Below are 19,140 nucleotides of genomic sequence, written 5' to 3' on the forward strand. Positions count from 1 at the left end.
CACATTCATATTCGTCATATTGTTGCTGTGCTATAGCCCATTGGGTTATAGCGAGCAGCTGGTCGATCTAGAAACCTTAATGGTGTATTTACCCAGTGCCTTCGTTGCACTGGTATTGCCGTACCTGTTATTCATAATTCATAAATTACGTCGCTCACGACAGCAATTAAGTATTTCTGAACGACGCTTAAAAAGTACAGTTGAAGGCAGTGGTGATACCCTTTGGGATTGGAATATAAAAACCGGTGAAGTACTGCGCATTAACGATAAATATAGGATGGATAAAAATACCATCATTGACGTCCCCCCAAACAAAGCACTGATCCACCCAAATGATATCGCCCATGTAGAGCTGCTCTTAAAGCAACACTTTGCAGAGCAAACCGCGTTCTTTGAAGCCAGCTATAGAATAAAAGACAGTTTTGACCGCTGGCATTGGGTGCTCGACAGAGGCAAAATAATTGAAAAAGACACCAATTTAAACCCGCTACGAATGACCGGCACAGTGCGTGATATCAGCCAATTAAAGTCAACCGAAGCACGACTTAACCTCTTTGCTAAATGCGTTGAATCACTCACTGATGCGTTGGCTATTTATGATAAAAACTTTAATCTAGTTGACCTTAACCCCAGTTTTTTGACCCAGTTTGGCGGTAACCGCGATAATTATTTAAATAAACCATTTACCCTACCCGGCTACGAACAAAGCTATATTGATGATATTAAAGACACTGTGCGTGCTACTGAGCACTGGCAGCAAGAAGTAAAATTACGTAACAGTGAGCGTAAATTACTACCGATTGAAATTTCAATTGATGAAATTAAAAACGAGCATAATCAAATTTGTAATTATGTAATTGTTTTTTCTGATTTAACCGAGCGGAAAAAAGCCGAGTCGCAGCTGCATAACTTATCAAATCGAGACCGTACTACTGGCCTGCCAAACCGCAATCTATTTTTTACCGACTTAAAAAAGCTGGCAAAAAAAGACAACCATCATGCGTTACTGGTGTTTGATTTAGATAACTTTAAAAAAATTAATGACTCTTTAGGCCATCAACTGGGCGACAGTTTACTTGCCAAACTGGCAATGCGGCTAAATAAACTGACCCGTGAAAAAGATGTATTTTACCGTTTAGGCGGCGATGAATTTGCGCTGGTAATGTCCGGCACTAACGATATTCATACCATCACCCGCATGGCAAAACAGTTTTTAGCCGCCATTGCCACACCATTCAAAATGGCTGGCCATGAATTGGTGATCACCTCCAGTGTGGGTATTGTGCTATTTCCTGAAGACGGCAATACCCCCGAATTGCTGCTTAAAAATGCCGACACGGCGATGTACCATGCGAAAAAGAAAGGCAACAGTTACTTATTCTTTAACGACACCATGAACCGCCAAGCTGTTAAACGTTTACAGATTGAAAACCTGATGCGCTTTGGTTTAAAGGAAGATCATTTTGAAGTGTACTATCAACCGAAAATGAATATTCGCACGGGTAAATTTACCGGTATGGAAGCCTTAGTCCGTTTTATTACCCCGAAAAAAGGCATTATCAGCCCTGGCGTGTTTATTCCTATCGCTGAAGAAACCGGGCAAATTATTGAAATTGGTGAAGTGGTATTACATAAAGCCTGTCGCGACGTTAAAGCTTGGCTAGACGAAGGTTTATTCAATGGCCGTGTTGCGGTGAACTTATCAGCTAAACAATTTAGCCTACCGGATTTAACCACCCGCATTGATGTGATTTTGCAAAACCATGCCTTACCATCGTACTTTTTAGAGCTTGAAATTACCGAAGGAACAGTAATGGACGATCCACAAGATGCGATTGCCATTATGCGCTCCCTCAGTGCCCGCGGTATTCATTTAGCGATGGATGACTTTGGTACTGGCTACTCTTCACTGGCGTATTTAAAGCAATTTCCACTGAATACCTTAAAAGTTGATAAAGCATTTATCGATGATATGCACAGCGAGCGCGGCCGTAATATGGTGGATTCTATCGTCACTATCGCCCATAACTTAGATTTGCATGTTGTGGCTGAAGGGGTCGAACAGGCGGATCAAATTGCGATTTTAAAAGAACTTAACTGTGAAACGATGCAAGGCTACTATTATTCAAAACCGCTTTCTCGTGCTGAATTTACTGAATTTTTAAAGAAGCAGCAAAACCAAGCTGCACTGAGTTTAGTGCACCAAGCATAACGCGCTTCCATTTAAGGTCGCCAAACACATGCTTGTATACCCACACAACGCAGCAATGCCCGACGATAATGTAAATTAAACAAACACCATGCAATTGGGCCCAATAACCCGCCAAGCACCACCCAGCGCTTAACTGGCATGCCTTTTTTGATCGCCTGTGAATACATAACAACAATAGATACTACACTGAGTAAAAAGTACAAAAGCAGCCTCGTTTGTTCTGTTTTAAAAATAAGCGCGCAGTGTAGCCAAAGCATGCACTGATTTAAAGTACTACGGACAAATAAGGAGCATAAATCATAGTCATATAAAAAAACCGACAATTGTCGGTTTTTTCAATGCACAGGCGTACTTTTACTTTTCAGCACGGCCCATAAATTTGTGCTCAGCGGTATTAATACGGATGCGGTCACCAGTAGAAATATGCTCAGGTACTTGAATTGTTAAACCCGTTGATAAACGAGCTGGTTTTGAACGAGCGCTTGCCGAAGCACCTTTGATTGATGGGTCTGTCTCTTCAACCACAAGTTCAACGCTTGAAGGTAAATCTAAGCCCACAGGCGCGCCATCAATAACAATAACGTGCACACCTTGGGTTTCTTCGTTTACGAATAAGATTTCTTCGCTGATCGCTTCTTTACTCAAGTTATATGGCGTGTAATCTTCGTTATCCATAAACACATACTCTTCGCCATCCACGTAAGAGAACATAGCTTCGCGACGCGTTAAATCAGCAAGCTTAAGCATGTCGCTGTCTTTAAATGTTTCGTCTACTTTGCTACCTGTTACAACATCGTACAAACGCATGCGATATAAGCTTCCACCAGCACGGCCTTGTGGCACAGAGCGAACAATATCCTTAACCACTAAAACGCGGCCATTAAACTCAATAGCAGTACCTTTTTTAACTTCACTTGCCTTTGGCATCAGTGTCTTCCTATAATTTATAAATCCCGAGAAACATACCACGAACTGGGTTTTCTTCAATAAGAAAATAGCGCTTATCACTGTTTTTCTATCCGCTGAGTAGAAAATAGAGCCAAGCCGCCCAGTGCCCAATAAAAACCCAAATATCTGCTAACAATTCAACCTCGAAAGATAAACAACCTTTTTATACCCAAACCACCTCAAGATGCAGAGTTCAGCGTTTCACAGGGGCTTAATATCAAGGCGTTACTTTGCAAGAATGGCTGTCCCTTTTAAGAAGTAACAACGATGAGAGTAAGTGCCTGTGAAGCGCCCTACGGGTTGGTTTAAAAGCGATTTATACTGCGTTATTGATTTTAACAAGGGAACAACCATTATTTGCAATCAATGCCTTGCCTAAATCGCTTTTAATTCCAACGACGCTCGCATATTGAGGTGGCTTGGGTATATAGCTTGTATTTACTAATAAATTTTACCTATTGGCCGATTTTTCATGACTAAACTACGAAAAAGCTGCTATTGTTAATTTACCATAAATGACTTCAAGGACTGGATCATGGATCAGCACACAGCACACGAGTATTTATCTAAAAAACCTCTGGTTATGGTTACCAAACCTTTTGGCCAAGAAGTTGATGTATATAAAGTAAACCACAAAATGTTTGCCACTTTATCGGTTGGCAACGAAGGGGAAACCGACGAAGACGGCAACCCTATTTGGTGGATGAATTTAAAATGCGACCCGGATGAGGCGCAAGCTTTACGGGATATTTTTCCTGCGGTAATACCTGGCTATCATATGAATAAACGGTTATGGAATACTGTTATTCTAGATGGTTCTATTCCACAAGGCGAAATCGAACGCATGATTGATAATTCATTTAACTTAGTGGTTGCTAACATGCCTGAAAAAGATCGTAAAGCGATTGAGATTCATATGTAATAACCCATTGTACTGTTCAGGCGATTGAACAGTACAAACTTAACTGTTATCTGTACAGTCTAATAAAAAATGATGATCATCAAGTAATACCCCAGCAATTTCGTAAGCTAACGGCTCAACCCTGACTAATTTAAAACCACATTTTTCCAGCACTTTTTCAGACCCTCTATTACCGGCACTGACAACGGCTTTTACCATCTGGATATTAAACTCTCCTCTGGCCCATGTTAAAAACGCTTGAAGTGATTCCGTGGCATAACCCCGCCCATAAAACTCAGGCAATAATAAGTACCCGACTTCTTGAATATCTGGCAATTGTGACGCGGTAAACCCAGTAACACCAACTTGCTTGCCACTACTCTTTTCGCTAATAACTAGACACAATGGGTGATTTGAAGCGGGCCGCCACGGCTTTAAACGTTCATTAAACTTTGCCCGTATTTGCGCCTCAGATGGCTTATTAAAGCATTTTTTAATCACCACAGAGTTATTATGCAATGCAAAGAACAGTGGCCAATCGTCGGCCGTGAGTAACCTGAGGGTGAGTCTAGCTGTAGAGAGGATCATAATAACCTTCCTTAGTTGCCCACTATGTAATCGTGAGTGTAGAGTCTATAAAAGTAATAAGCATAAAAAAACGCACTGTAATAAGTGCGTTTTTATAACAAATAAAGCCAAAAGACTATTTATTTTCTTTTGTACTCTCGTCGGTATCAGTGACTGCAACTTCTTCAGTTTCAGTTGTTGACACCTGCGTATTTTGCTCTTCAAGCTGTTCGCTATCTGTTTCACTGGTTGTACTTGGCTCAACAGTTACTTGCTCTGCCTCATCAAGCTCTGCTGCAGGTTTAGCCTGTTGTACAGGTGTTAGCTGGTAAAAGCTTGCCCCAGCATCCGCCATCGCAACTAAAGGCGCACACGGTGCGAACACCGAATTATAATTAGCAAAGGTAGCCATTTCTGAGCATACTTTATCGGCACCAAGCTTATCCATATAACTAAATGGCCCACCTAAAAATGGCGGGAAGCCAATACCAAATATAGCGCCAATATCGCCATCACGCGGACTTGCGATGATACCTTCATCTAAACAACGAGCGGCTTCATTAAGCATTTGCGATACACAACGTTTCGCAATTTCGCTTTTATTTAAGCGTGGCGATGGGCTAACACCTAGCAATTCATAAACTGATTCATCCACTTTTTTGCTCTTTTTATCATAAAGATAAAAGCCACGACCTGTTTTACGGCCTAAGCGTTTGGCGTCAATTAAACGTGCAAATGCATCTGGTGCTTTAAAACGCTCACCGAGTTCTTGTTCAAGAATTGGCGCAATCTTAGAGCCAATATCAATACCCACTTCATCCAGTAGCGCTAATGGCCCAACCGGAAAACCAAACTCGACTAATGCCGCATCAATCTTTTCAATTGGCTCACCTGCTAATAATAAATTAGCGGCTTCATTCACATATGGCGCTAAAATACGGTTCACATAAAAACCGGCTTTATCTTTAACCACAATAGGTGTTTTACCTTGCTTACGAGCAAAGTTAACAATTCGCGCTATGGTCTGTTCGGAGGTGCCTTCATGTGGAATGATTTCTACCAATGGCATTTTCTCAACGGGTGAGAAATAATGCAGACCAATAACATTTTCAGGACGCGCCGCTTGGGCTGCAATTTGTGAAATTGGCAGTGATGACGTGTTACTAGCAAAAATAGTGTTGCTTTGGCATTCTCGCTCAACATCCGCAACCATGCCTTGTTTTAGGCTGAGGTCTTCAAATACCGCTTCGATAACTAAATCAATGTGCTTAAAGCCACTGTAATTCGTCGTACCGGTAATTCTATTCATAGTCTGTTGCAGTTCAGCTTTAGATAAAATACGGCGTTTTTGCTTTTTATCTAAAATTTTATAACTGTAGTTCATGGCATTACTAATGCCCTGCTCGGCTACATCTTTAATGCGTACAGGCACACCGGCTTTAACAGCAGTTACATGCGCAATACCTGCGCCCATTAAACCGCCGCCTAACACCGCTGTTTTAGTGATTGCTGGCGCGTCATCATTGCGCCATTCTTTTTTCATCTCAGTGGTTGCAAAAAAGATCCCACGTAATGACTTAGACTCACTACTCATTACTAACGTAGCAAAGCCTTCAGCCTCTGTTTTATAGGCTTTAAGCTCATCAAGCTCAACACTTGCACGTATTGCTTTAATGATAGCCAGTGGTGCTGGATAATGACCACCGGTTTTTTTCAGCACATTTTCTTGGGCTTTTTTAAAGATAATATTACGGCCAAACGGATTAGACTCGAGTAATTGGCTTAAGCGGTCCAGCTTTGGCTTAGTCGCTTTTGCTTTACCTTTAACGGCAAATTCTTTGGCAACACGCAGTAACACAGTTTGCGGAACGCAGTCATCAACCAAGCCTGCTTTTTTGGCTTGTTTAGCACGAATTTGTTTACCTGTTAAGGTCCACTCAAGGGCTTTTTGCAAACCCACTAATTTAGGTAATCGTTGTGTACCACCGCCGCCAGGTAATAAACCAAGTTGCACTTCAGGCAAGCCAAGTTTAGTGATGTCGCTGTCAGAGCAGATACGGTAATCACAGGCTAACGCAAACTCTAAACCACCACCAAGCGCTGCACCATGAATGGCACTAACAGTTGCAAATGGCAATGCCTTCATATCAAAAAAAGCGCGGTGACATAGTTCGCTGATAGCCAATGCATCATCACGGTGCTCAACATTATCAAGCATTTTTACATCAGCACCGGCGATAAAGTTATCACTCTTGCCACTGATAAAAACCATGCCTTTCACTGACTGCTGCTTAGCCTCATCAAGCAATGCTTTTAAATCATCAGCAAAGCTGTCGCGCAGGGTATTCATTTTTTCACCCGGCACGTCGATAGTTACAACAGCAAGCTTTTGCTCATCTATTTCTAAACTAAATACTGAATCTGTCATTACGCACTCTCCAATACAAAGGCTGCACCTAACCCGCCTGCAGCACATGCAGTCGTTAGTGCTAAACCACCGCCACGGCGGTTAAGTTCATGTAAACTTTGGGTGATAAGTCGTGCGCCGGTTGCTGCAAATGGATGACCATATGCCAGCGAGCCGCCTAATACGTTAAACTTATCCATGTTAATTTCACCGATCGCTTTACTGCGACCAAGCTTTTCTTGAGCAAACTTATCAGACGCAAACATTTTCATATTCGCCAGCGTTTGCGCTGCAAATGCTTCATGCATTTCGATTAAATCAAGATCTGCCAGTGTAATACCCGCTCTCGCTAATGCAATTGGTGTTGAATGAGCAGGACCCATTAGCATATCTTCATGTACACCAATCGCTGAAAAGGCAAAGCTGCGCACATAACCTAAAATGTTATAGCCTAAAGCTTTGGCTTTGCTTTCACTCATCATTAGCACTGCTGCTGCACCATCTGTTAAAGGTGTTGAGTTGGCAGCGGTTACTGAGCCATGTTGGCGATCAAAGGCTGGCTTTAATTTAGCGTAACCTTCAACGGTTGAATTATGGCGAATGTTGTTGTCTTGCTCAATAAAGCTTTTATATGGCGGTACATGCGCGGTCATAACTTCTTCGCTAAGCTTACCATCTGCCCAAGCTTGACTTGCAAGCGTGTGTGAGCGATGAGCTAGCGCATCTTGATCTTCACGGCTAATGTTATGGGTTTTTGCCATTTGCTCAGCAGTTTGACCCATAGATAAACCCGTCGAATACTCAGCCACTGCAGGTGGAACTGGTAATAAATCTTTTAAACGCAGCTTTGAGAATATTTTTAAACGCTGGCCTAAAGTGCGTGCTTTATTTAAATCAACCAAACTACCCGCTAATTTTTTACTCACTCCGATTGGCAATACAGATGATGAATCAGCACCACCAGCAATACCCACTTGCACAGAGCCTGCCATAATCGATTCAGCCACATTAGCAATCGCTTGAAAACTGGTTGCACATGCACGCGATACTGAATAAGCATCAACAGAAACTGGCATACCAGTTCCTAACACGATTTCGCGGGCGATATTTGGTGCTTCTGGCATTTGCACTACTTGACCAAATACTAATTGATCAATTTCAGATTTATCAAAGTTAAGACGTTCTAGCATTTCGTTAACCACTAACTTGCCCATATCAAGGGCTGGTACATGGTGAAATGCAGTCGCTTGTTTAGCGAATGGCGTACGTAAACCACTGACGATGGCGATACGATCGCCCTTTGCTGTTTTTAGTATGTTTTGCTCAGACATTAATGCTCTCCCGCTGACAGGTCTGACCTGTTTGTTTTCCTCGATTCTAAACAACCCGTGTACTAAAGCCAATAGCGAAATTGAAAATAGTATAATTAGTTATCAACAATAGGCTTTTTTTAACGTATTTACAAAAAATAGTTTAATTTCTATGCTAGGGTAAAAATCCTTAAAAAATAACGAACTATTTTGTAAATTCAGGTCTAACACTTGTGTTATAAACTATTTACCCATATTACTAGTTAAGCTTTTATAAACCTTGCAAATCAGGACAGTTTTTTTACTATGGCCACTAACGTATTTTCACAATTAAAAACTTATTTAGATAGCCAAATCATTGGTCAGCCAGAATTAACGCAAGCACTACTTATTGCTATTTTAGCCGATGGTCACTTATTAGTTGAAGGCCCTCCAGGGCTTGCTAAAACCCGTGCAGTCAATGCCCTTGCTAAAGGGGTTGAAGGTTCATTCCAACGCGTCCAATTTACACCCGATTTATTACCTGCGGATGTTACTGGCACAGATATTTATCGTCAACAAACCAGTGAATTCGTGTTCGAAAAAGGCCCTTTATTTCATAACCTTATATTAGCCGATGAAATCAACCGTGCACCCGCTAAAGTACAATCTGCCTTATTAGAAGCGATGGCTGAACGTCAGGTTACAGTTGGCAAAAATACCTATCCGCTGTCTGATTTATTTATGGTAATGGCAACCCAAAACCCACTTGAGCAAGAAGGCACCTATCCGCTGCCTGAAGCGCAATTAGACCGCTTTTTGTTGCACTTAAGCATTGATTACCCAGGCGCCGAGCATGAGCTAGATATTTTACGTCTGACCCGTGGGGAAGCCTTGAGCGAACACCAAGCCCCTGCGCAACAAATTAGTCAAAGCGATTTATTTGCTTCTCGTAAAGCCATTTTAGGCCTGTATTTAGCTGAGCCACTTGAGCAATATTTAGTGCAACTTATTATTGCTACGCGTGAAGGCGCAAAACTGGACGCTCAATTAGGCAGTTGGATTGAATATGGTGCAAGCCCGCGTGCGACTATCGCGCTAGATAAATGTGCTCGTGCCCACGCATGGCTACAAGGCCGTGACTTTGTTGCACCGGATGATATTCAAGCCGTACTGCACAACGTGTTGCGTCATCGTATTATTTTAAGTTACGAGGCCCAAGCTGATGGTGTTACTAAAGACCAAGTCATTAGCCGTATTTTAGAACTTGTTGCCGTGCCATAAACTATGCAAAGCCAATTAGATAATCAACAGTGGCTGAATTTAAGTCATAGCCATGGGGTTGAGCTTGGGCTAAAAGAGCTAATGTATTATAAAGCAAAGGCTCGCTTACTCGAACTTGCCCCAAAAGTAAAAATTAGAAACAGCCTAACCGGCCAATATCTTGCCCCTCATAAAGGCCGCGGTATGGAATTTGCCGAAGTACGTCATTATCAGCAAGGTGATGATATTCGCTCGATTGATTGGCGCGTTACAGCACGTACAGGCGAAACCCACACTAAACTTTTTCAAGAAGAAAAAGAACGCCCGGTATTTGTGTTTAGCGATTTTTCTAATTCTATGTTGTTTGGTTCAAAGTTATTACTTAAGTCAGTGCAAGCTGCACATATTAGCGCTTTAGTTGCGTGGTCGGCGTGTCAACGCGGCGATCGCATCGGTGGGATTGTATTTAATCAACATTCTCATTTAGAGCTCAAACCCAGTGCTCGTGAAAAAGCCGTGTTAAAACTGTGCCACAATTTATGTGCCAGTCACCAACAAGCTCTGCATAAAATTGACGATGAAGTCCCCAACAAACTCAGTGATAACTTAAAGCGTTTAAATCATTTAGCCAAACCTGGTAGCTTGGTTTATCTGGTGTCAGATTTTAGTAGCTTAGATGATGCCAGCTTTAAACAACTCGAAATACTGAGTCGCCATTGTGAGTTAATTGGTTGCCATATTAGCGACCCATTTGAACACCAATTGCCTGCATTTAAACAAACAGTAACCGTGAGCGCCAACGGCAGTGACTTTGCCCTGCCGCTGATGGATAAAGGGTTTCGTGATAAGTTTGCGAAAACGGCCGAGCAAGCCTTCGCTTCACGTTTACAACGCTTAACAAAATCAGGCCTTAATTTAATATCATTCAATGCAGCCACACCGCTAGAGCTGCAATTAGTGAGAAAGTAACATGCAAACCTCCCCATTAGATGGCCTACATGATGTGATTGTGCCAAGCCAAGTTTCTTGGTGGCCATTGGCACCGATTTGGTGGGTCATTATTGCTACATTATTATTAGCTATTGGCTATCTCAGTTACACCTTGTATCGAGCTTATCAATTTAAAAAAGCCAAGCGACACGCGATTTTATTGAGTAATCAATATGATGACGATGCCCAACAACTGCATATTTTAATTAAACGGTTAGTTTTACATTACTACGCGCAAAGTGCGGCATCACAAGGGACTAAACAATGGTGTAACACGCTAAATAAGCTGACCGGACAACAATTTACTGAGCTTGAATTAATGAGCCTCTATCAAGAGCAAAGTAATCAAACTGCGTTGGCTACTAAATTAAAACTCGCCATTGCGCAATTTAAATTAAAGGAGCCGCTGAATGTTTGAATTTAGCTGGCCTTGGCTATTTATATTATTACCCTTACCTTGGTTATTGCGCTTACTTAAGCCTTTAGCGAGTGAGGGCAGCACCCGCTTACGTATACCAGGTTTTGCCAAGCACAACTTAGCATCACAGGTTGCCCAGCAACATACAAGCGGTATCAGTGTGTTCGAATGGTTAGTGTGGGCATTATTAGTATGCGCTATTGCGAATCCAACCTGGCTTGATGAACCTATCACCCTGCCTAATGAAGGCCGTGATATTATGCTTGCAGTGGATTTATCAGGTTCAATGACCGAGCAAGATATGGCTTATCAAGGCCAGTATGTTGACCGTTTAACGATGGTAAAAGCGGTATTGAGTGACTTTATAGAGCAGCGCCAAGGTGATCGTTTAGGATTGATTTTATTTGGTGATACTGCATTTTTGCAAACCCCCCTAACGCGGGACGTAAAAACAGTGAGTCAAATGCTGTCAGAGGCACAAATAGGTCTAGTAGGCCGCGCCACTGCCATTGGTGATGCACTGGGTTTATCAGTAAAACGTTTTGCCAGTAAAGATGAAAGTAACCGTATTGTGGTATTGCTTACCGATGGCCAAAATACCGCTGGAAACTTAGACCCAGAAGAAGCCCTACTGCTTGCCCGTGAAGAAGGCATTAAAGTGTACACCATCGGCGTAGGCTCAGATAATCCTCGTGGTTTTAGTTTATTTAATATGGGTGGTATGAGTGGCGGTAGCTTAGATGAATCGCTGCTAAAGCGTATTGCTGAGCAAACAGGTGGATTGTATTTTCGTGCCAAAGACGTCGCCGGCTTACAACAAATTTATCAAGAGCTTGATAAGCTTGAGCCTATCAGCGCAGATGAACAAACGTTTCGCCCGCAAAGTGCATTATTTTATTACCCATTACTCATTGCACTGGCCTTGATTAGTTTACGCGTTATATTCACCACCGCCAAAACATTTAGACAGGAGGCCTAATGGACTTTGAATTTATTCGCCCTGCAGTATTATGGCTATTGGTGCCGGTGTGCTTAATGTTTACTATTGCAATGTTGAAACACAAAAAAAGTAATCAAGGTGAATTAATTGCGCCTCACTTAGCTAAATTTGTGATCAGCACAAACAGCCAACAACATAGCCAACCTATTTGGCTGATTGCATTATTTGCAGTTTTGGCGGTTATTTTTAGCGCAGGCCCCAGCTTTGAAGAAAAACAAGTGCCGGTGTTTCAAAGCAAAAATGCCCGGGTGATTGTGATGGATATGTCACTATCGATGTACAGCACCGATATCGCGCCCAGTCGTTTAGTGCAAGCGCGCTTCAAGGCGCTGGATATGATCAAACTTTTTCAAGAAGGTGACACCGCTTTAGTCGCCTATGCCGGCACCGCGTATACTATTTCTCCGCTGACCAATGATGCTGCCACACTGGAAAATTTAATCCCCAGTTTAAGCCCAGAAATCATGCCCGATAAAGGCTCTAATGTGCTTGCGGGCCTTGATGCTGCAAAAGAGTTATTGACCCAAGCAGGCTACCTTGAAGGTGACATTATTTTAGTCACCGATGGTATTGAGCAAAGTGAACAAAGCGATATCAGTCAATTTACTAGCAACAATCCCTATCGCCTCAACATTTATGGTGTGGGGACCGAGCAAGGTGCGCCCATCAAACTTCCCGAGGGTGGTTTTTTAAAAGATAATTACGGACAAATTGTAGTGCCTACCATCAATATCAGTATGCTCAATAACCTAGCTAAAAACAGCGGTGGTAAATTTACCACTTATCAACCAAGTGAGCGTGATATTCAAGTATTTGCACCGAGTGCCAACAGTGAAATGCTAAAAAATGAGAAACAAAGCCAAGCGTTATGGCGCATTGATGCAGGCATTTATGGGCTCATTATTTTATTACCTATGATGATGTGGATTTTTCGCCGCGGTGCTTTTGCAGCTGCAATATTAGTGTTCAGCTTTTTACCACAGCAAAATGCTTATGCGCTCGAGTTACCTTCGGTCTTTAAAAATCAAGATCAACGCGCACTGGATGCCTACCAGCAAGGTGAGTATGCGCAAGCTACAAGCGCGCAATCGAGCCAATTAAAAGGCGCAGCGCTTTACCAGCAAGGTAATTTTGATGCTGCACTATCACAGTTTAACGAAGATAAAAGCGCCACTGGTTTATATAACTACGGCAATGCATTGGCCAAAGCTGGCAAGCTAGAAGAAGCAATTAGCGCCTACCAGCAAGCACAAAAGTTGCAAGATAACTTTACCCAAGCCAAAGAAAATCAGGCATTAGTTGAGCAATTACTGCAACAGCAGGAGCAACAACAGCAACAAGGTCAAGACGGCGAACAAAATCAAGATCAAGACTCACAAAATGGCGAGCAAAATCAAGATCAGCAAAATAAAGATAAGTCACAACAAGGTGAGCAGCCCTCAGAAGATCAGCAATCTCAACAAGGGGATGAGTCTGAGCAAAATGATCAGCAACAAGATGGTAAACCTGGCGATCAGCAATCTGGTGAAAAAAATGAGCCGCAAATGGAAGCTGAACCTGAGCAAACTGACAGTAATGATGCGCAGCAACAAGACAAGCCAAATGAGTCTGAGCAGGATCCCACAAGCGAAGAGCAACCAGCACAACCGCAAATGACCCCTGAGCAACAGCAACAAGCAGAAGACGCGGCGAAACAGCAAGCTATGCAAGCGCAAACTGCTGAGCTGACCAACGAGGAAAAAGAAAAAGCACAACAGTTAAGTCAATTGTTGCGCAAAGTACCCGATGATCCCGCTATTTTATTACGTAACAAAATGCAATTAGAAGCCCAAAAACGAAACTATCAACGCCGTCCACAAGGAGTCGAAAAATCATGGTAATGCGATTAATCTGTTGTTTATTGCTTATCAGCGCTATGCCCTCGTGGGCTGTTACACAGTTACAAGCCAGTGTTGATAAAAACCCAGTATTAGCTGGTGAGTTTTTTATGCTCACTATCAGCGCCGACGACACCATTAAAGATGATCAACCCGATACATCGGTGCTATTAAAAGACTTTGTGGTCGGCCGTACTACAGTCAGTACGCGCACCAATATTGTCAATGGCAGTATCTCTAAACAGACAAACTGGTCAGTTAAACTCATGACTCGCAGTGCTGGAGATTACACTATTCCTGCATTCAGTGTTGCTGGTGTCAGCTCTGAGCCGATCGCATTAAAAGTTGCACAGCGCAGTCAAGATACTGAGCAAAACAACGATATCTTTATCAAAGCCTCACTCTCTAGTGACAGTTTATTTGTACAAGAAGCCGGTGTTTATACGGTAAAGCTCTATCTTGCCAAAGAGTTACTTGATGGCAATTTAAGCACGCCCTCTATGCCTGACGCACAGCTTAGCCAAATTGGTAAACAAACTGAAAACTACGAGCTGATTGATGGCAAACGCTATTTAGTCATCACTCGTGAATATTTAGTGCAACCGCAAAAAAGTGGCAGTTATACAATTCAGGCTCCCGCCTTTCAAGGTCGCATTCGTCAGGACTACCGTCAGCTAGATGTCTCTGCCTTGGGCGAAGACGTAAACATTGAGATAAAACCCATTCCAAGTGATTATCAAGGTGCGTGGTTACCAAGCGAATTGGTGAATTTAGATGAGCAATGGCAGCCAGAGGATGACACTGTCGAGGTTGGCACCCCTATTACCCGCACGCTAACTTTAACAGCACTTGGTATTACCAAAGAGCAATTACCTGATATTGAACTTCCTGAAATAAAAGGGATCCGTAGCTATCCAGATGAAAAAGAAAATAACCACTTAGTTAGAGATGGTCGTGTTATATCACAACAAACCGCATCGTATGCCTTACTACCACAAACGCCTGGCACATATACACTGCCAGAGGTCAGCGTACCTTGGTATAACACTAAAATTAACCGTATTAGTTATGCAACATTACCTGCGCGTACCATTACCGTAACACCAAGCAGTAACGATGCAGTAAATCAGCTACCAGCAGCGCCGACCTCAGCATTGCCAATCACAGAGGATCCATCCTCGCTAAATCAACAGTCTATATTGGTAAATAACACCCCTACTTGGTTAATTATTGTTAGTGTGATTGGTTATTTACTGTGGTTGATCACATTAATTTTATGGTTACGTAGTCGCACTCAGCGCACTGTAGTTAGCAATCAGCCTAAAGTAGTAAACACAAAAACGTCAGGGTCATTTGATGAGCTTAAGAAAGCAAGCAAAAACAATGATATAAATAGGTTCTACCAAGCATTAAACCGTTACGCAATACAACAGACAAAACAATCGCATAGTGCGATAGACAAGTTAGTATTAGAGGTTGATAATATTCAACTTAGTCAACATATTGCTAAACTGCAGTCTGCACTCTATAGTCCTAGTAGTGCTGAGGTAGACTTAGCTGCGATTGTAAATCTGCTAGAAGCGCAAAGAAATCTCCAGGGAAAATCTCAACAAGCTGTATTAAAAGGACTTTATAAATAGAGTTTGAGTGTATTGGAATTATCCTCGCACTTAGACAGCGAATTACTTAAAATAAATAAAAAGTGCTTATGCTTGGAAATAAAAACGCTAATAGTCAGGTCTTAGTTGATATGGCAGAGAAAAAAACACGCTATGAAAAACTTGTTCATGTTTATCATAGCGAATTATATCGCTTTGCGTATTGGTTATGCCGTGACCCTAATATTGCCGAAGATCTTGTCCAAGAAACGTTTTTACGTGCTTGGCGTTCTCTTGATTCATTATTAGATCAAAAAGCAGCAAAACCATGGCTATTGACGATATTGCGCCGGGAAAATGCCCGTCGCTTTGAACGCAAACAATTTGATTATAGCGATGTTGAAAACGATACCTTAGTTGATGATAAGAGCGTCACTTTAGATGACGAAATGGAGCAAACAGTGATCCAACGTCAAATCGCTAAGCTTTCTGATGAATACCGTGAACCATTACTCCTACAAGTAGTTATGGGGTGCTCTGGTGATGAGATAGCTGAAATATTAGATTTAAATAAAAACACCGTGATGACGCGTTTATACCGCGCCAGAAACCAGTTAAAAGAGGCTTTAAGCCGTGATGATGAACAACTTAAAGGGGCATCATAATAATGGATGATCTCGAGTTTCGTCGCCGAGTTAGCGCACAGCCAAACAGCACAGATAAGGAACTTTTGGAGTTTGCAAAGCAACATCCTGAGCGACAAGCATATTTAGATGAGATGCAAGCGTTTGATAAACAGCTTTCAGACGCACTAGATATCCCAGTGCCTGCAGGCCTTGCTGAGCGTATTTTAGCAAATACCGCAGCACACGCACAAAACGAAGCGCCTGTTAGTGAGCCGCGTTTTACCGAGCAAACTGATGTAACCAAACAACAGCCTATAAATAATGTAGTTGAGGCAAGCTCACGATTTAAACTAGGTCGTTTACCTCTTGCTATGGCAGCGTCATTATTAGTCGCAGTAGGCGCATTTATCTTTAGCGGCAAACAAAATGTTGCGTACGCTGCTGGTGAACATGCACTTGCTCATGTTTATCATGAAATCAATTCATTGCAGAAAACACAAGCGATCAGCTTAGAAACGGTTAATGAAAAATTTGCAGTACTTGGCGGCCACTTAGATGAGCTCCCAGGTAAAGTAACGTATTTAATGTTTTGCGACTTTAAAGGCCAAAAAGGGCTGCATCTAGTTTTTGAATCAGAGCACGGCCCAATGACAGTATTTATTGTGCCATCAAAAGATCAATCGTTTGGTATCGGTGAAGATGATTTTCAAGATGATCGTTTTGAAGGCCATATAAATCGAGGCCCCGATGCTGACACTATTTTGGTTGCTAGCTTAGGCACACCATTAGAAAACTATAATGACCGCATTAATCATGCAATCCGCTGGTTACATTAATCTACTCACGCAACTTGTCGTTAATCTAAGGTAAGTATCGTGATCTTGGTGATAATCAAGAACAGCCTATCTTAGAGATATGGCATTTAGAACGTGCCACCAGCGCAGATGCACCTTGGCTAATTGTTGGCGTTGAAGACTTAATCGACGCGTAGTTCTAGGTTCTAGGTTCTAGGTTCTAGGTTCTAGGTTCTAGGTTAAAAAATAAAACCGCACAACAATAAGTTGTGCGGTTTTTTTGTTAATAAACATTATTTAAGTAAATTACTTACAAACGTCTGCAACAGCATTTGCAAAGTAATCGATATTTGCTTGGCTGATACCTGCCACGTTTACACGGCTAGAACCAACAATATAAATACCATACTCTTTTTGTAGGCGATCGATTTGCTCTTTATTAATTCCTAAGAAAGAGAACATACCGTGTTGACGGTCAATAAACGAGAAATCTTGCGCAATACCTTTAGTCGCTAAACTATCTTTGATCAATGTACGTAATCCATTGATACGGTTACGCATTTCATCAAGTTCGCTGTGCCACTGCTGTGTAAGCTCGGTGCTGCTTAAAATAGTGTTTACAATATCGGCACCGTGCGCAGGTGGCATTGAATAAATACTACGTACCACACTTAGCAATACTGAGTTTGAAATATCAGCTGTTGCGCTGTCTTTCGCAATAATTGAACAGGCACCAATACGCTCACGGTATAGACCAAAGTTTTTCGAACATGAAGAACAAATAATTAGTTCATCAACCGCATTAGCTAGAACACGTAAACCATTTGCATCTTCTTCAAGGCTTGAGCCAAAACCTTGGTACGCAATATCAACAAGTGGAGTAAAGCCAACATCTTTTGCCAGTTCAGCAACTGTCTTCCACTGCGTTTCGTTTAAGTCCATACCACTTGGGTTATGACAACACGCGTGTAATAAAACAACGTCACCTTTAGGCACTTGGCTAAGGGTTTCGATCATTTCATCAAATAATAAGTCTTTGTTTTCATAATCGTAGTATGGGTATTCTTTAACAGTCAGGCCCGCTGCTTCAAACAAGCTAATGTGATTTGCCCACGTTGGATTAGTCACCCACACTGTCGCACCTGGATTACAACGCACGATAAATTCAGCTGCAACACGCAATGCACCTGTACCACCTGGCGCTTGTGCTGTACGAACACGATTAGCTAATAATGCTTGGTGCTCACCTAATAATAGGTTTTCCATTTTTTGACAGTAATCTAAGTTACCTGCCAAACCAATGTATGATTTGCTGGTTTCGTTTTCAAGACGGAACGCTTCCGCTTTTTTTACTGCTTTTAATACTGGCGTATTACCTTGCTCGTCTTTATAAACACCAACCCCTAAGTCAATCTTATTTGGGTTAGTATCTTGCTTATAGGCCGCCATAAGGCCAAGAATAGGATCAGTTGGTAATGGTTTTAATACTGAGAACATTGACTATCTCTTTCATTATTTAGGGGTTAGCTGTTGCACTTAGCTTAACATAAAAGCTCACTAGATTGACTAGTGATATTTACACTAAAAAGTGAGGAATTTTAATACAGCACGCAATTAATAGCGCTAATGTTTGTTGATTGAAAAAATCGTTATTAAAGGCTTCACCATCGACAATACCAACGCAGCGATTTGCACTGTCAAAAAGCGGCAAACACGCTTCAGATTTTACTTTCGGATCGCAAGTATAGTATTCACCACCGCCAGCTAAATACTGCTCAACATTATTGATCACTCGGCCTTTACTACTTAGTGCCACCTGCACATTATTACTCCCGGCTGCAAATGCTTCGGTAAGTGGAAAAAGCGGTCGACTTGGCGCGCCAAAATAAGCCAGTTTAAGTAATTGCTCACCCTCAGGCGTTGCCGTACTTTGGTAAATACCGTACCAATCAACCTGAGTTTGCGCTACCACGTAGTCAACTATCAATTGTAATTGGGCAAGTTTCTCTGTGGTGTGTTGATCTTGCTTTACATAATCAGTGAGTTTAAACGGCTCATCTTGTAAATACCCAAATAAACTGCACGCGCCACCCTCGCCCAACTCTGGGATTTGGTACTGCCAACGCACAGCGGGGAGCGAATGGTTTGATAAATAATTTTCGAGCCGAGTAAGCTCATCAGTCACTAACTGAGCTGGCACATCTAGTTGTGCAAGAGATAAATAAGAAGAAACCATTTAGCCATCCAAAC

Annotated in this window: 16 protein-coding genes and 1 pseudogene; 11 read left to right on the forward strand and 6 right to left on the reverse strand. The window is 42.0% G+C overall.

Going from position 1 to position 19,140, the window contains the following annotated elements:
• Nucleotides 1–79: 79 nt before the first annotated feature.
• On the forward strand, nt 80–2,212 hold the full coding sequence (locus NDQ71_RS05685; RefSeq protein ID WP_225736690.1) for a bifunctional diguanylate cyclase/phosphodiesterase: 2,133 nt from the start codon (nt 80–82) through the stop codon (nt 2,210–2,212).
• 354 nt (nt 2,213–2,566) lie between these two features.
• Here NDQ71_RS05685 and yeiP read toward each other — a convergent pair whose 3' ends face one another.
• Nucleotides 2,567–3,139, reverse strand: coding sequence for an elongation factor P-like protein YeiP (yeiP, locus tag NDQ71_RS05690; protein WP_064667656.1), 573 nt, complete (start codon nt 3,137–3,139; stop codon nt 2,567–2,569).
• 556 nt (nt 3,140–3,695) lie between these two features.
• On the opposite strand from yeiP, the gene NDQ71_RS05695 reads away from it, so the two are divergent.
• Nucleotides 3,696–4,082 (forward strand): MmcQ/YjbR family DNA-binding protein, encoded by a 387-nt coding sequence (locus tag NDQ71_RS05695; RefSeq protein WP_064667657.1) that lies wholly within the window; start codon nt 3,696–3,698, stop codon nt 4,080–4,082.
• A gap of 39 nt (nt 4,083–4,121) precedes the next feature.
• Here the strand turns inward: NDQ71_RS05695 and NDQ71_RS05700 are convergent, their stop codons facing one another.
• From NDQ71_RS05700 to fadI, 3 genes are all read right to left on the reverse strand, one after another.
• Nucleotides 4,122–4,649: a GNAT family N-acetyltransferase gene (locus tag NDQ71_RS05700; RefSeq protein WP_283710398.1), complete on the reverse strand. Its 528-nt coding sequence runs from the start codon at nt 4,647–4,649 to the stop codon at nt 4,122–4,124.
• A 115-nt stretch (nt 4,650–4,764) separates the two neighbouring features.
• Nucleotides 4,765–7,056: a fatty acid oxidation complex subunit alpha FadJ gene (gene fadJ / locus NDQ71_RS05705; protein WP_301562394.1), complete on the reverse strand. Its 2,292-nt coding sequence runs from the start codon at nt 7,054–7,056 to the stop codon at nt 4,765–4,767.
• Nucleotides 7,056–8,366, reverse strand: coding sequence for an acetyl-CoA C-acyltransferase FadI (fadI, locus tag NDQ71_RS05710; RefSeq protein ID WP_192542337.1), 1,311 nt, complete (start codon nt 8,364–8,366; stop codon nt 7,056–7,058). Before fadI ends, fadJ begins: the two co-directional genes overlap by 1 nt.
• 285 nt (nt 8,367–8,651) lie before the next feature.
• On the opposite strand from fadI, the gene NDQ71_RS05715 reads away from it, so the two are divergent.
• The 9 genes and pseudogenes from NDQ71_RS05715 to NDQ71_RS05755 form a co-directional block, all read left to right on the forward strand.
• Nucleotides 8,652–9,608, forward strand: coding sequence for a MoxR family ATPase (locus tag NDQ71_RS05715; RefSeq protein ID WP_064667661.1), 957 nt, complete (start codon nt 8,652–8,654; stop codon nt 9,606–9,608).
• A gap of 3 nt (nt 9,609–9,611) precedes the next feature.
• The gene (locus NDQ71_RS05720; RefSeq protein ID WP_192542338.1) at nt 9,612–10,556 is read left to right on the forward strand and encodes a DUF58 domain-containing protein; all 945 of its coding nucleotides are present in this window, start codon (nt 9,612–9,614) and stop codon (nt 10,554–10,556) included.
• Nucleotide 10,557: 1 nt separating this feature from the next.
• Nucleotides 10,558–10,995 carry a DUF4381 domain-containing protein gene (locus NDQ71_RS05725; protein ID WP_064667663.1) on the forward strand — a complete coding sequence of 146 codons (438 nt, stop codon included), beginning with the start codon at nt 10,558–10,560 and terminating at the stop codon, nt 10,993–10,995.
• The gene (locus NDQ71_RS05730; protein WP_301562395.1) at nt 10,988–11,974 is read left to right on the forward strand and encodes a VWA domain-containing protein; all 987 of its coding nucleotides are present in this window, start codon (nt 10,988–10,990) and stop codon (nt 11,972–11,974) included. The genes NDQ71_RS05725 and NDQ71_RS05730 overlap by 8 nt, the downstream gene beginning before the upstream one ends.
• Nucleotides 11,974–13,875 carry a VWA domain-containing protein gene (locus tag NDQ71_RS05735; RefSeq protein WP_301562396.1) on the forward strand — a complete coding sequence of 634 codons (1,902 nt, stop codon included), beginning with the start codon at nt 11,974–11,976 and terminating at the stop codon, nt 13,873–13,875. The genes NDQ71_RS05730 and NDQ71_RS05735 overlap by 1 nt, the downstream gene beginning before the upstream one ends.
• Nucleotides 13,869–15,512 carry a BatD family protein gene (locus NDQ71_RS05740; protein ID WP_301562397.1) on the forward strand — a complete coding sequence of 548 codons (1,644 nt, stop codon included), beginning with the start codon at nt 13,869–13,871 and terminating at the stop codon, nt 15,510–15,512. Before NDQ71_RS05735 ends, NDQ71_RS05740 begins: the two co-directional genes overlap by 7 nt.
• A gap of 110 nt (nt 15,513–15,622) precedes the next feature.
• Complete coding sequence (locus NDQ71_RS05745) at nt 15,623–16,135, forward strand: sigma-70 family RNA polymerase sigma factor (RefSeq protein WP_244270414.1); 513 nt, start codon at nt 15,623–15,625, stop codon at nt 16,133–16,135.
• Nucleotides 16,136–16,137: 2 nt separating this feature from the next.
• Nucleotides 16,138–16,932, forward strand: a complete 795-nt coding sequence (locus NDQ71_RS05750; RefSeq protein ID WP_064667668.1) for a DUF3379 family protein — start codon at nt 16,138–16,140, stop codon at nt 16,930–16,932.
• A gap of 29 nt (nt 16,933–16,961) precedes the next feature.
• A pseudogene (locus NDQ71_RS05755) lies at nt 16,962–17,087 on the forward strand (Tim44 domain-containing protein); the annotation flags it as partial.
• Nucleotides 17,088–17,196: 109 nt separating this feature from the next.
• On the opposite strand, the gene NDQ71_RS05760 reads toward NDQ71_RS05755, so the two are convergent.
• Nucleotides 17,197–18,387: an amino acid aminotransferase gene (locus tag NDQ71_RS05760; RefSeq protein WP_301562398.1), complete on the reverse strand. Its 1,191-nt coding sequence runs from the start codon at nt 18,385–18,387 to the stop codon at nt 17,197–17,199.
• Between the two features lie 79 nt (nt 18,388–18,466).
• Nucleotides 18,467–19,126 carry a hypothetical protein gene (locus tag NDQ71_RS05765; protein WP_064667670.1) on the reverse strand — a complete coding sequence of 220 codons (660 nt, stop codon included), beginning with the start codon at nt 19,124–19,126 and terminating at the stop codon, nt 18,467–18,469.
• Between the last annotated feature and the right edge of the window lie 14 nt (nt 19,127–19,140).

Source organism: Pseudoalteromonas sp. KG3, from assembly GCF_030436385.1.
Taxonomy (GTDB): domain Bacteria; phylum Pseudomonadota; class Gammaproteobacteria; order Enterobacterales; family Alteromonadaceae; genus Pseudoalteromonas; species Pseudoalteromonas prydzensis.

What these genes read in the sequence shown, in the direction of transcription:
- NDQ71_RS05765 (WP_064667670.1), bottom strand. Translation starts at nt 19,126, where the DNA reads ATGGTTTCTTCTTATTTATCTCTTGCACAACTAGATGTGCCAGCTCAG.
- NDQ71_RS05745 (WP_244270414.1), top strand. Translation starts at nt 15,623, where the DNA reads ATGGCAGAGAAAAAAACACGCTATGAAAAACTTGTTCATGTTTATCAT.
- fadJ (WP_301562394.1), bottom strand. Translation starts at nt 7,056, where the DNA reads ATGACAGATTCAGTATTTAGTTTAGAAATAGATGAGCAAAAGCTTGCT.
- NDQ71_RS05735 (WP_301562396.1), top strand. Translation starts at nt 11,974, where the DNA reads ATGGACTTTGAATTTATTCGCCCTGCAGTATTATGGCTATTGGTGCCG.
- NDQ71_RS05740 (WP_301562397.1), top strand. Translation starts at nt 13,869, where the DNA reads ATGGTAATGCGATTAATCTGTTGTTTATTGCTTATCAGCGCTATGCCC.
- NDQ71_RS05700 (WP_283710398.1), bottom strand. Translation starts at nt 4,649, where the DNA reads ATGATCCTCTCTACAGCTAGACTCACCCTCAGGTTACTCACGGCCGAC.
- yeiP (WP_064667656.1), bottom strand. Translation starts at nt 3,139, where the DNA reads ATGCCAAAGGCAAGTGAAGTTAAAAAAGGTACTGCTATTGAGTTTAAT.
- NDQ71_RS05730 (WP_301562395.1), top strand. Translation starts at nt 10,988, where the DNA reads ATGTTTGAATTTAGCTGGCCTTGGCTATTTATATTATTACCCTTACCT.
- NDQ71_RS05760 (WP_301562398.1), bottom strand. Translation starts at nt 18,387, where the DNA reads ATGTTCTCAGTATTAAAACCATTACCAACTGATCCTATTCTTGGCCTT.
- fadI (WP_192542337.1), bottom strand. Translation starts at nt 8,366, where the DNA reads ATGTCTGAGCAAAACATACTAAAAACAGCAAAGGGCGATCGTATCGCC.
- NDQ71_RS05725 (WP_064667663.1), top strand. Translation starts at nt 10,558, where the DNA reads ATGCAAACCTCCCCATTAGATGGCCTACATGATGTGATTGTGCCAAGC.
- NDQ71_RS05715 (WP_064667661.1), top strand. Translation starts at nt 8,652, where the DNA reads ATGGCCACTAACGTATTTTCACAATTAAAAACTTATTTAGATAGCCAA.
- NDQ71_RS05695 (WP_064667657.1), top strand. Translation starts at nt 3,696, where the DNA reads ATGGATCAGCACACAGCACACGAGTATTTATCTAAAAAACCTCTGGTT.
- NDQ71_RS05750 (WP_064667668.1), top strand. Translation starts at nt 16,138, where the DNA reads ATGGATGATCTCGAGTTTCGTCGCCGAGTTAGCGCACAGCCAAACAGC.
- NDQ71_RS05685 (WP_225736690.1), top strand. Translation starts at nt 80, where the DNA reads ATGGTGTATTTACCCAGTGCCTTCGTTGCACTGGTATTGCCGTACCTG.
- NDQ71_RS05720 (WP_192542338.1), top strand. Translation starts at nt 9,612, where the DNA reads ATGCAAAGCCAATTAGATAATCAACAGTGGCTGAATTTAAGTCATAGC.